General features: G+C 40.1%; 9 protein-coding genes, 1 tRNA gene and 1 other annotated feature. Of the genes, 7 read left to right on the top strand and 3 right to left on the bottom strand.

What is annotated here, in order from left to right:
* Positions 1-298: 298 nt before the first annotated feature.
* Positions 299-2596 carry a PAS domain-containing protein gene (locus tag CLI64_RS16175; RefSeq protein WP_103138165.1) on the top strand — a complete coding sequence of 766 codons (2298 nt, stop codon included), beginning with the start codon at positions 299-301 and terminating at the stop codon, positions 2594-2596.
* A 58-nt stretch (positions 2597-2654) separates the two neighbouring features.
* Positions 2655-3983 (top strand): response regulator, encoded by a 1329-nt coding sequence (locus tag CLI64_RS16170; RefSeq protein WP_103138164.1) that lies wholly within the window; start codon positions 2655-2657, stop codon positions 3981-3983.
* 122 nt (positions 3984-4105) lie between these two features.
* Here the strand turns inward: CLI64_RS16170 and CLI64_RS16165 are convergent, their stop codons facing one another.
* Positions 4106-5617: an FAD-dependent oxidoreductase gene (locus CLI64_RS16165; protein ID WP_103138163.1), complete on the bottom strand. Its 1512-nt coding sequence runs from the start codon at positions 5615-5617 to the stop codon at positions 4106-4108.
* Positions 5618-5908: 291 nt separating this feature from the next.
* On the opposite strand from CLI64_RS16165, the gene CLI64_RS16160 reads away from it, so the two are divergent.
* From CLI64_RS16160 to CLI64_RS16150, 3 genes are all read left to right on the top strand, one after another.
* Positions 5909-6109 carry a hypothetical protein gene (locus CLI64_RS16160; RefSeq protein ID WP_103138162.1) on the top strand — a complete coding sequence of 67 codons (201 nt, stop codon included), beginning with the start codon at positions 5909-5911 and terminating at the stop codon, positions 6107-6109.
* A gap of 478 nt (positions 6110-6587) precedes the next feature.
* On the top strand, positions 6588-7313 hold the full coding sequence (locus tag CLI64_RS16155; RefSeq protein WP_103138161.1) for a hypothetical protein: 726 nt from the start codon (positions 6588-6590) through the stop codon (positions 7311-7313).
* Between the two features lie 32 nt (positions 7314-7345).
* Positions 7346-7416, top strand: a tRNA-Ser gene (locus CLI64_RS16150).
* Between the two features lie 100 nt (positions 7417-7516).
* Here the strand turns inward: CLI64_RS16150 and CLI64_RS31265 are convergent.
* A complete protein-coding gene (locus tag CLI64_RS31265; protein WP_225977365.1) occupies positions 7517-8590 on the bottom strand; it encodes a transposase in 1074 nt (357 codons plus the stop codon).
* Between the two features lie 374 nt (positions 8591-8964).
* On the opposite strand from CLI64_RS31265, the gene rplL reads away from it, so the two are divergent.
* A complete protein-coding gene (gene rplL / locus CLI64_RS16140) occupies positions 8965-9345 on the top strand; it encodes a 50S ribosomal protein L7/L12 (RefSeq protein ID WP_103138160.1) in 381 nt (126 codons plus the stop codon).
* 258 nt (positions 9346-9603) lie between these two features.
* Positions 9604-11037: a vWA domain-containing protein gene (locus CLI64_RS16135; RefSeq protein WP_103138159.1), complete on the top strand. Its 1434-nt coding sequence runs from the start codon at positions 9604-9606 to the stop codon at positions 11035-11037.
* A gap of 52 nt (positions 11038-11089) precedes the next feature.
* On the opposite strand, the gene CLI64_RS16130 is transcribed toward CLI64_RS16135, so the two are convergent.
* Positions 11090-11977 carry a DUF4351 domain-containing protein gene (locus CLI64_RS16130; RefSeq protein WP_103138158.1) on the bottom strand — a complete coding sequence of 296 codons (888 nt, stop codon included), beginning with the start codon at positions 11975-11977 and terminating at the stop codon, positions 11090-11092.
* 196 nt (positions 11978-12173) lie between these two features.
* Positions 12174-12256 (top strand) — a sequence feature (23S ribosomal RNA rRNA prediction is too short).
* Positions 12257-12288 lie beyond the last annotated feature (32 nt).

The raw sequence follows: 12288 nt of genomic DNA, 5'->3' as shown, positions 1-12288 counted from the left end.
TGTTGGTAAATTTAACGTGTTTAAATTTACCAATTTTTTAGTAATATGACAAACCAGAATTGTCAATATATCAAATGTTATGAGTTCAAAAAATACTATTTAAGCTATTATTTCCGTTTTTGCCCGGATCTCAGCTTCAATACTTCAGAGTTTAAATAGATAAAAGATAATTAAAAATATTCTTTTTGATTATCTTTTTTTAGTGCATTTCACTCTTCGTTCAAGATATCTGTATGGAAAATATTACTCAACAAGTTGCATAGATTAGTGTTCACATCCAAACTCAATAAAATTGACCATGAGCCAACAATTTCCATTCAGGCAGCAAGAACAGCCAAATGTGAGTGAAACAGCACAGCAATTCTGTCAACAAGAAGAACCATACAATGTCAAAAGTCAGTGGATTGGCACGAACCCTGATATGGTTCAGTATGCAAGTACAACATACTTGCAGCAGGCAATTGAATATGCTCCAGTAGCAATGGTCATATTTGATCAGCAGATGCGCTATCTTCATGTAAGCCGTCAATGGTTAGAAGACTATCAACTAACCAGTGAGATTATTGGACGTTCTCACTATGAAGTGTTTCCCGACATCCCCCCGCAATGGCGGCAGATTCATCAACGGTGTTTAGCCGGAGAAATTTTCCAATGTGATGAAGATCCTTATCCCAGAGCCGATGGGACTGTAGAGTGGATAAGGTGGATGCTTCGTCCTTGGCATCAAGCCAATGGAGAAATTGGTGGCATCATGATGTTTAGTGAAAATATCACTAAACGCAAGCAAACAGCAATAGAACAGAAACAAACTGAAGATGCTTTGCGAGAAAGTAACACCCTATTGCGATCAATATTAGAAAGTACACCAGACATTATCGTAGTTAAAGATAATGACGGTCGTCATGTTGCTATCAATTCCTATTTAGCTAGTTTTTTCGGCAAACCAATTGATGAGATTATCGGCAAAACCGATTATGAACTGTTTCCGCAGGAAATCGCCGATAAAATTATGGCTAAAGATATGCAAATTATCACCCAAGGTATTACAGAAACCTTCGAGGAAGATCATATCTCCCATGATGGTCAGATTAGAGGCACATTCCTCACCACTAAAAGTCCTTGGCGAGATGCCCAAGGTAACATTTTGGGGATGATTGGCATATCGAGAAATATTAACGATCGCAAAAAATCTGAAATACTACTAGCTCAAGCCAAAGAAGCCGCCGAAGCCGCTAGTCATGCTAAAAGCGAATTTTTAGCCAACATGAGCCATGAATTACGCACACCTTTAAATGGCATTCTCGGCTATGCCCAAATTTTACAACGGTCTAAACACATCAAAGAAGAAGAGCGATCGCGCATTGATGTTATCTATCAATGTGGTTCTCATCTATTAACTCTCATCAATGACATCCTCGATTTATCAAAAATCGAAGCGCGTAAAGTCGAACTGTTACCGACAGATTTCCACTTTCCCGCCTTCCTCCAAAGTGTCGCCGAGATGTGCCGCATCCGCGCTGAACTCAAAGGTATTCAATTTAACTATCAATTCGCTTCAGAATTACCCATCGGTATCACCGCCGATGAAAAACGCCTGCGACAAGTCTTAATTAACCTCCTGAGTAACGCCACTAAATTTACTGATACAGGTAGTGTTAATTTTACCGTTAGCTATGCCAGTCCCAGTAAAATTCGCTTTGAAGTCCGTGACACCGGTACTGGTATTCCCCAAGACAAACTACAAGCAATTTTTCAACCCTTCGAGCAAGCCGGAGACAACCGCCGACAAACCGAAGGTACTGGCTTAGGCTTGGCAATTAGCCAAAAAATCGTCGAATTTATGGGTAGCGAGATTAAAGTCCGAAGTGCAGCAGGTATTGGCAGTATTTTTTGGTTCGATGTGGAATTACCTACAGCCGAGGAATGGGTAAAAACTTCACAAACCGATGATTACGGACAAATTATTGGTATCAAAGGCTATCAACCTAAGATTCTCATCGTTGATGATAAATGGGCTAATCGCTCGGTACTAGCTAATTTACTCAGTCCCATCGGCTTTGAAATCAAAGAAGCAGTTAACGGAGAAGACGGTTGGCAAAAAACCTTAGAATTTCAACCTGATCTCGTCATCACGGATTTATTAATGCCAGAACTAGATGGATTTTTACTGATTCAGCGTATTCGCCAGTCAGAAGCCTTTAAAGACATTATTATTATCGTCTCATCAGCCAGCGTATTTGAAAGCGATCAACATCGAAGTTTAGAAGTAGGAGGAAATGACTTCCTACCCAAACCCATACAAGCTATTGATTTATTCCAAAAAATCCGAAAATACCTCAACCTAGAATGGATTTACGAACAGCCAGAGATCATCAATCAATCAACAGAAACCCTTGAATTAATCGCACCACCCGCAGCAGAAATAGCAACCATATATGAGTTAGTAATGAAAGGTAATTTCAAGGGCATCATCAAACAAGCAGTCTTACTGGAAGAAACTGATCAAAAATATATCCCCTTCGCCAAGAAATTACAACAATTAGCCAAGAACTTTCAAGACCAGGAAATATTATCTCTAATTCAATCTTCCCAGTAAGAATTTACGCTACCAAATATTACAAAATCAACTTTAACTATCAATCTGGATTAATAATATGAGTTTTACCGTTGTGCAACCTCCAACTGTTTTAGTTGTTGATGATAATCCTGCTAATTTGGGTGTTTTATCCGATGCTCTTGACCAATCAGGTTTAGAAGTTTTAGTAGCAAAATCTGGCATTGTAGCATTAGAAAGGGTCAAATATGCTCTACCAGATTTAATTTTATTAGATGTGATGATGCCAGAAATGGATGGATTTGAAACTTGTCAAAAATTAAAATCGAATCCAGATACACAGAATATTCCAGTCATCTTTATGACGGCTCTATCGGATACCAAAAACAAAGTTCAAGGCTTTGAAGTTGGTGCAGTAGACTATATTACAAAACCCTTTCAGCAAGAAGAGGTATTATCAAGGGTTAAACTTCATTTAAAGTTGCACAATTTATCTAACCAACTAGAGCAGAAAAATCTTTTATTAGAGAAGAAGGTAGCAGAAGTCAGTCAAGCCTATACTGATTTACAACAAATGCAGCTACAACTCATTCAAAGTGAGAAAATGTCTAGTTTAGGACAGATGATTGCTGGCATTGCTCACGAAATTAATAATCCTGTAAATTTTATTTACGGTAATCTTGCCCATGCCCATGAATATACTCAAGAGATTTTAAATTTAATCCATCTTTATCAAGAAGAATATCCTGCTCCTACAGAGCGTATTCAAGCAGTATTAAATGAAATTGATATCGAATTTATTGAGCATGATTTACTGAAGCTCATCAAATCTATGAATCTTGGTGCTAAGAGAATTAGCGAAATTGTCAAATCTACTCGCATTTTCTCTCGTTTAGATGAAGCCAATATGAAAGAGGTCAATATCCATGATGGCATTGATAGTACACTCACAATTTTAAATCACCGCCTAAAACCTAAGCCGGAACATCCAGCTATTGAGGTAATTAAGAACTATAGTGAATTGCCACTAGTTGAATGCTATGCAGGTCAACTCAACCAAGTTTTTATGAATATTTTAGCCAATGCCATTGATGCGATAGATGAATACAATCAACAACGAACATTTACAGAAATTCAGCAGCATCCCAGTCAAATTACCATTAGCACCAACATGATAAATGATGAGTGGGTGTCCATACAGATTGCCAATAATGGTACTGCGATCGACGAAAAAGTTAAGGCGAAGTTATTTGACCCGTTTTTTACAACTAAACCTATTGGTAAAGGTACAGGATTAGGTTTGTCTATTAGTTACCAAATTGTTGTGGAAAGACATGGCGGTTGCTTGTACTGTAAATCTATCCCTGGACAGGAAACAGTATTTGTGATTGAAATCCCTTTGCGACAAAGAATTAGCCAAGCTGCTTAATAGCCAATAGGGTTCAGCTAAGAAAGTTCTTCTGTGGTGGTAAGGGAACAGCAGAAAAAATTATGCTTATCTGAACTGTATTGGCTGAATAAGCTAATTAAGTGAAGTTTAAATTACACTATTTACGGCAACCAAAAATTAGGCAGTATAGATTTACCAAAATTGCGTACTGTTTGATTAATATTTCTCGCTATTTGTATATGTGTCTCGTCGGACTCAATGGGTAAAATGTCAGCAGGTTTACCATAATTTAAATGAGACATCACTAAATTTGCTGCTTCTAAACCTGTTACATAGGCTTTCTCCTGTGACCATGAACCGTGACGGTTAATAATCCAATCACCACTCATAAATACATTTTTAAATTTTGTCTGAGCTGGCAACATATGACGATAGCTACCAGGGGCAAAATGAGTCACAGCCTGGGGTAAACGAATCACACTACTGTCTATGACTTTCGCTGCTCTAAATCCTGGTACGCAAGTAGATAAATATCGCTGCACTGTCGCTACAATTTCCTCATCACTCCAATTTAAAAACTGATTGGCATGATAAAAATCAGCCTCAATTACCGTACCTTCTTCCTGTTTATATTCATCATGTAAAGCATTCAAATCAAAGAATGTCCAACCTGTGGTGTCATCAAAACCAAAACAAGCATTGGAAGCACGGGGAATATCTATTTTCCTGTCAAACCACAAGCGCGTTGCTAATACGTCAATCGCCCCTAAGTTATGTAAATTACGAAACTCTGCGTGACTTTGTAAGCTGGGGCTATTGGCGACAATCTTTTTCATCCCAGTCACACCCACAGCGAAAATTACCGCATCAGCTTCAAATACTTGATCACCACAAACTACACCAGTAGCTTGATGATTACTATCAATAATTAAGTCAGTTACACGGTGTTTTGGTAATATTCTCGCACCTGCTTTTTCTATTCTTTCTACCCACGGACGGAAGATTTTTTCACCCACAGTTCCGCGACACCAAACCACATCAAAATCAGATTGATGCGCCAAGATAAAATAATACAACATTCCCAATGTAGCGGCGGCAGAACATTGTTCACCAGGGGCAAATAAACCGACTAATAACATTGGTTCAAATGCTTCTTTATACAGTCGTGCTGACACACCAAAAGTTTTAAATAATTCTCGCGCTGTTACATAGTCATAACGTCGCCAAGCTGCATCGGAATTATCAAAATCAACTAAAGTAAAAAGTAAAGGTAAGGCACTGAGACGGTCAATTAATGGTAGACGTTCAAATTTTGTATATACCAAAGTGCCGAAAGGTGACGGCAGCCTGGGTAAGTCTTGAAAAATTGGTGATTCTACTTCCAAACCAACAGGAGAATATTGGGCGGAACGTGTCCAGGTTGTGAAGGGATTAATGTTTAACTCGTTGATGAGGGCAAAAATATTTCTGTAGGGATACCAAAAACCGTGAATTCCTGCTTCTACAGATTTACCTGCGTTCGTTTGCCAACCGGCTACTAGTCCACCGGGATAAGGGCCAGCTTCCAGAAGCGTCACATCATAACCTTGTTTTGCTAAATGGTAGGTTGCACCTAACCCAGCCCAACCAGCACCTACAACTACTACTCGTTTTGGTTGCGACTCTGCCGCCATTTCGCGCTCCGTTTGTTACAGTCCATTAACTAATGTATCTGAAGTTGCAATTTATCGCAGGAACTGACTAGTAGGGTTTTGCAGAATTTCTTTTTGATCTTCTTGACATTATGTAGAGTCAATACTACATTTGTAGTATAAGCAATTCAAGGTTTGTAGTGAGAACTTTAGTTCTCTCTGCGAGACGCTCCGCGAACAAAAAAAGAACTAAAGTCCTTACTACGAACTGAATCATAGTATTTTTATGGTTTTTTAATTAGTAATTTGTAATTAAACAAAGAGGTGATTGTTATGGTTCATATTCGATTTGAAGGACGTTCTATTGATGTTACAGAAACACAGGTAGGAATTGCCCCAGGGATGAATGATGTAGCGGTAAAAGAACGGGTAGCGCAACATTTGGATGTGAATTGCGATCGCCTCTCAAGTTACGTCATCGATCGCCGTCCTAGTGGTGATTTGATTATCCGTCCTGAAGCCGTCTACGGTTAACACGCTGAGTCTTCCGTGTCCCGACACAAGAAGCATACATACACATTGATAACGGTTCTAAGGTAGTAAAATTCGAGCGATCGAACTAGCGAAGCATGATTTTAAGTCTCTCGCAGATTTAACGTGCGCGCCCACTGCCAAAATTTGGTAAGAGCAGCCGTAGCTGTAAAAAGCTTCTTAAACTTACACGGATTCATTCAATAATTCATTCCGCACCCCAACTTGTAAAGCATACACACCATCCGGCAACGGATATGTAGGTTCAATTCCTACCGCTTCCACTTACGGGAGCGTAGCCAAAATGGTAAAGGCAATTGTGAAAACTGCTTTGCTAACTTGTGCGGAATTCCAATTACTTAAATTGTATTAATACCTAACCTGAAATTAATCACATATCTGGAGGTGAGTTCAATGATGTACGCAAACTTATGCAGCTTAAAAACTCAATTTGTACGTTTATTTTTAAACAACATAAGTTATGAGCGAACATCGTTTGAGCGAAATTGTGATTGAACGTCCCCGTAGCGGGATGAAAATTAGCCGTAAAAAGTTGAAAGGCTTCAGAAAAGAATTACAGAGAATTACTGAAGAAGCAACTGAGGATGGATTATTTAATCCTTACCTAATTAAAGCTAGAAAGAAATCCAAATATCTTTCAGATCACCTTGGCCCTCTGCGTCGGTTTTTACGTTCCAAAGTAGGACAACCCTGGAATGACGTTTACAGTGAACTCTGCCAAAAATTAGATCACAAGACAATGGCAGGACAACACGTTATCGGTCATTTATGGGATTACGTTGTAACCCATGTAGAAATTGTTGATGGTCATTTTTATGGAACACTTATTAACAGAGGTTATCAGATTTCATTAGATTGGTCTTACCGCCAGCGTTTCTATGTCCATCCCGAAACAGGAATTCTTTGTGCAGTCGAGAATAAACCTCAAAAACGACAGCAGGAAGAAATTGATGTCATCATCATCGATGATTATCATCGATACCACAAAATCAATGATATTTGGTATTTAATTACTTTTGAGGATGTTCCTCAAACTCCAACTCAGTGCGTGGAAGATGTTCTTAAAGGTTACATTCATATTTCCCACGCCACATTTCATCAAGGTCGCTGCATTTATGCTGTCAAGAAAAAGCAGTGTAATAAAAAGGAAATTCGATTGATTTTAAATCAAATTTCTCAAAAGTAAAGTTTTCACTTCGTACCCTAACCGAAAAAGCTTACATACTAGCCTAATTGGAAAAGGCACTTGACTTGAAAGCGAGTGATTACAGGTTCAAATCCTGTGTATGAATCAACAGCTTTTTTAACTTGTACGAAGTCTGATTTTTCAGATTATATGGGTGAAACCTAACCCCCTAACCCCCTCTTTCAAGGGTAGGGGTTTAAAAATCAGGCAGTAGAGAGAGTGATTTTCAAGACATGAAGTTGTGGAGTCAAGTTAGGCCAAGGCTGAGGGAAAAAGCTACCGATAGGTAATGGCTCTCGATTGAGAACAGCAGCCTTAATGACTAAAAATCCACGGCGAAAACAACTCAAGCAACGATGGACAACACTATGTTTGAAATTGCGTCGAGCAACATGAGTGGGTGGGAGCTCATCTAGACTACTAATGGGTAGATTGGCATCAACTTCTCCACCAACGCTAACTTGCCACAGAGTAGCAACAGCCATCGCTAACCAATGTCTCTCGGCGCGTTTGGGGTGAGTAATCTTGGTACGATGCCAACAAAAACCGCCGCGTTTACCATCTTTAAACAGACACTCAATCCAACAGCGCATGGTATACCAGCAAGCATCCGCAATTTCCGGTGGTAAATCGGTGAGAATTAACCAAGGGTCAGCATAACCCTCGTCATGACGAGCTAACAAAGTACATTTGACAGAGTTAGTTTTGAAACAAGTAACTAAACCAGAGAACGACTGACCAACTTCTGTGACAAGAGTATTTATGGGTTGCCAAGATTCCATTCCTTGTGGTTTGAACTGTCCAATTTGGTTAATTCGCATAAATGGATGCCAACCGAGGGATTGAATTTGTTGATATAGCCAGTCAGCATAAAGTCCACGGTCTGTTGTCACTATGACAAACCAATCAGCTGGTATAGTCTCACTGATGTCGTTAAAGAGTTTTTGCCAGTGTGGTTTCCAACTTCCTGGTTTAGTTGCCTCCACTATTTTCCAAGCAATCGGGATTCCGCAACCTCGATAAACAACACTAATCGCTAACACTGTAAATCTATCACTCAATGTTGTGGCATCCGCAGCTAATGCTAGACGTTTTTCCGATTCTGGCCACAAGCTCAGAATCCATAACAACAATGGTCTAAAACACAATGTTACATCTAGTGTTGCCCGTCCTGTTTTTGCTTTTGTTTTATCTTCCCCGTCTCTTAACCATTCTCTAAGTTGCTGACGTACTGTATTTTCTTTTTTCCCCAATAGCTCTGCTAAAAATACTGACACTGTTGTCAGTCCACACGATTGGGTCATCACTATCCCAAAACTCCACATTGCTAGTATCACTGCTTGCGACTTGGATAGATGGGGCATCTTTTCTATGACTTTTCTAGTCCATTGCCTTAATTCTTCACTTTTTCCTAAAAGCATTCTCCCCACACCCCCAATTCTTCGCCTTATCTGACTTGCGGATTTTTGCGAGCTGATAACCGTAGTTTATTTTACTGGCTAAACTGCCACTTTCTTAAACCCCTACCCTTGAAAGCCTAACCCCCTTCCCTACTAGGGAAGGGGGAAAAATTAAAGTCTCTTATCTCTTTTAAATCTCACCTGCATATTACCAATCCTCTATATTTAATGGCTACTCATTGGAGGTTGCTATGTCTGTAAAAACTTTAGAAATTTTAGAACAAATTAAATCTTTAACTCTTGATGAAACTACTCAATTAGTCAAGCAGATTGAAGCAACCTTCAATGTTGATACTTCCAAACCGCAATTAGTTCGGATTGATAAACGCAATGAGGATGAGGAAAAAGCAGAAATTCAGACTGAGTTTGATGTTGTGTTGCTGTCAGTTCCAGCCGAGAAAAAGATTGCTTTACTCAAAGTCATCCGCACAATCACCGGACTGGGACTCAAAGAAGCAAAAGATTTTGTGGACTCCCTTCCTCAAGTGGTTCAGTCGGGACTTAACCAAGAAGCGGCTGTAACTCTCAAGCAGCAACTAGAGGAAACAGGAGCGATCGCATCTCTCAAATAACGAGAGGTGTAAGGGTATGGGGGTTTAGGGGTGTAGGGGTTTTTATGACTGAACCGATGTTCTAGATCCCATATTTCAATCTTTCTCATTTCTCATACATCAGTTTTAATCACCATTTTATCGGCAGTTGTTGCCGCGCCCAAATCGCAGAAGCCTACATAACTCTGAAACAGTTAAACACCATGCTTCTACAACTTGCGCGGTGACTTGATTACCCCGCGTGCAACATCTGCCCCTCACATACTACAAAGGGGTTTTATGAATACCGCAGAACGTGATTTGCGCTTGGAAATGCTCAATAGTTTGCTGACAACTCCTCACCGCAAACTTGAGCAGGTTGCAGAGATACATAAATTAATTGTTGAACTTGACCCCATCTTCTACGGACACTTAGCCGTTTGGTATCAAAATTATGGTGATGTCCGTGACCATAAGGAAGTGTTCATTGCACATTTGCTGACTAGCAATTTGACTGCACACCGAGATGCGGGATTTGTTATGCTGCAAGAGTTTCCGCCTTATCAGGTGGCGCGTGTGGTTGATTTCATGAAGCAACAACGCAATAAAATGCCACGTTCGGCGCGCACTGCGATACAGCGTTACTTAAAGACACGGGAAAGTAATCCGGCTTTATTTGACCGCGCGGCTTTGCGGGGTCGTAAGGCGATGAAGCATCTGTATGCTTCGCTACACATTAAGCCCAGTGAACGTGCAAATGCGATTTTGTTCCGCAACACTCCGCCGGAGGGTTCTTTAGCGAATGTGTTGAAGCAGTTAGCTAAGGCAGAAAATGCCGCAGAACAAGCAAGGCTAATTGTAGAATTTAATCTTCCCTATGCGATCGCGATCGGTGCAATCAAGCAACTTACACCAGTTGTCTTGGTAGCGTTAATTAACAGTATGACTCCCCAGGAAGTGATCAATAACCTCAAATCTTTAAAAGATAGAGGTGCAATGGATCATGCAGAGGTGAAAAAGTTGATTGATTCCAAGCTAGATTTAGCATCCAAAAGTGGACGTGTCGCCGCATTTAAAGCTCAAGTGGCCGCAGATACCGCCGATTTTGACGCAGACACCGTGGCTAAATTGGAGAAAGTCACCAACGAACAGGTAAAACGCCGGGGAACAATTTCCCGTCCAACCGCCTTACTGGTGGATAAATCTGGTTCTATGGATAATGCGATCGCGATCGGTAAGCAACTTGCTGCACTCATCTCTGGTATCACCCAAGCAGAACTATTTGTTTACGCTTTTGATACTATTCCTTACGCAATAACTGCACAGGGTAAAGAGTTGACCGATTGGGAACGTGCTTTCCAACATATTAGAGCAAGTGGTAGCACTAGTATCGGTTGTGCATTAGAAATCATGCGCCAGAAAAAGCAGGTAGTTGACCAGATTATTCTAGTGACTGATGAAGGTGAAAATGCTAGACCTTATTTTGGTGAAGTATACAAGAATTACTGCCGAGAATTGGGGGTAATGCCTAATGTGGTAATTGTCCGTGTGGGTAGTTATTACAACTGGATAGAAACTCAACTCAAGGAACAGCAAGCACCTGTAGAAACTTTCACCTTTGCTGGAGACTACTACAGCTTACCTAACCTCGTCCCGCTCTTGACGCGTCCCTCTCGCCTAGATTTGCTGATGGAGATTATGGTGATACCTTTACCTGTGCGTGATGATAAGTAAGGTTATAGTTTGGCATTGCTTGTCAGTAAAAATGATGAGCAATGCTCTTTTTTTAACTGTTTGTATTTTGCTCAAGCCAAGCAACTAAATCAGACATATTTGAAAAGTCTAAAAGTGCTTCTCCTAAACTTTCCAATTCTTCAGTAGATAATACTTGGAGACGTTCAGTTATTACTGAATCTATCTCACCAAAGCGTTTATGTAAAAGACGTAGGGTATATTTGAATGCTTCTTGTTGTTTACCGCGTTGTTCGCCGCGTTGTTCACCTCTTTGTTCACCTCTTTGTTCGCCTCGTCGTTCACCTTTCTCCAAAATATATTGATAAATCACTGATTCTTGCATAGTTTCCTCTCGTAATAATTGCAAAATCAAATTTCGTTCAAACTTTAACCCAGCTAAAATTTCGGTGTAAGCCGTAGTATTTTGTCTAGTCTCGATATCTGGAATTTTAGCAATTTCTTGGGCAACCTGGGATAATAAGGTTTCGGGTGAATTTGTTCGTGTTAGCGGTGCGAAAGGTAATAACGCCGGATTGCTGAGAAATAGGGCTGGATCTTGCTCCCACATTCGGATAACTCGATAGCGATGGGTTGTCACTTCGCTCACATATTCCTCAGTAAAGGCAATTTCGTCGTTTGTCTCTTGCAAAAAAATGACTACTTGTGTAACTGGAAGCTGATATGTCCGTGTTAATCTCACGTAATAATCTAGCATTCTCAAACCAATGGGGGTTTTTGATTTGGTACTAGTTTGAAATTCTATATGTAAGATGCGATTTTCTGTTTTTAGGAATATTATTGAGTCAGCACGTATAGGTTCGATGCTCAGTTCTGTTTTTAAGATTTCAATTGTTTGCGGTTCTTGATTTAATAACCAACGCGCAAAATCAAGGGGATAATTTTCCGCCAGGATTTTACACAGATTGTCATATTCTGCCATCGAAATTTTATGTGATATTGGTTGCTTAAAAATATATCATCGCTTTTCCATTCATCATTTCTGATCTTGTTATCTGGAAAGTAATCAGTCTTGGTTGTAGTATAATGTATTATATCCTGCGTGTCCCGACTGGTGTGAGCCTACATACTAGTACGAGAGGAAAAGTAACACTGTCAATCAGTGGCGTGTGAGAACGGGGAGTACGAAGAATCTGGGAGGTGGGCTTAGAAGTAGCCATCCTTGAAAGAGTGTTTAACAACTCACCAGTGGAGTCCCTCTAGTAACTGAGAACGCGCAATGCTCCACCAACT

This window comes from Nostoc sp. CENA543 (assembly GCF_002896875.1).
GTDB lineage: Bacteria > Cyanobacteriota > Cyanobacteriia > Cyanobacteriales > Nostocaceae > Trichormus.
Note: the sequence above shows the minus strand (reverse complement) of the source record. Positions and strands in the feature narration are given on the sequence as shown.

Bases quoted from the DNA above. Each gene is read 5' to 3' on its own strand.
- CLI64_RS16175 (WP_103138165.1), top strand. From the start codon at position 299: ATGAGCCAACAATTTCCATTCAGGCAGCAAGAACAGCCAAATGTGAGT.
- CLI64_RS16170 (WP_103138164.1), top strand. From the start codon at position 2,655: ATGAGTTTTACCGTTGTGCAACCTCCAACTGTTTTAGTTGTTGATGAT.
- CLI64_RS16160 (WP_103138162.1), top strand. From the start codon at position 5,909: ATGGTTCATATTCGATTTGAAGGACGTTCTATTGATGTTACAGAAACA.
- rplL (WP_103138160.1), top strand. From the start codon at position 8,965: ATGTCTGTAAAAACTTTAGAAATTTTAGAACAAATTAAATCTTTAACT.
- CLI64_RS16130 (WP_103138158.1), bottom strand. From the start codon at position 11,977: ATGGCAGAATATGACAATCTGTGTAAAATCCTGGCGGAAAATTATCCC.
- CLI64_RS16135 (WP_103138159.1), top strand. From the start codon at position 9,604: ATGAATACCGCAGAACGTGATTTGCGCTTGGAAATGCTCAATAGTTTG.
- CLI64_RS16165 (WP_103138163.1), bottom strand. From the start codon at position 5,617: ATGGCGGCAGAGTCGCAACCAAAACGAGTAGTAGTTGTAGGTGCTGGT.
- CLI64_RS16155 (WP_103138161.1), top strand. From the start codon at position 6,588: ATGAGCGAACATCGTTTGAGCGAAATTGTGATTGAACGTCCCCGTAGC.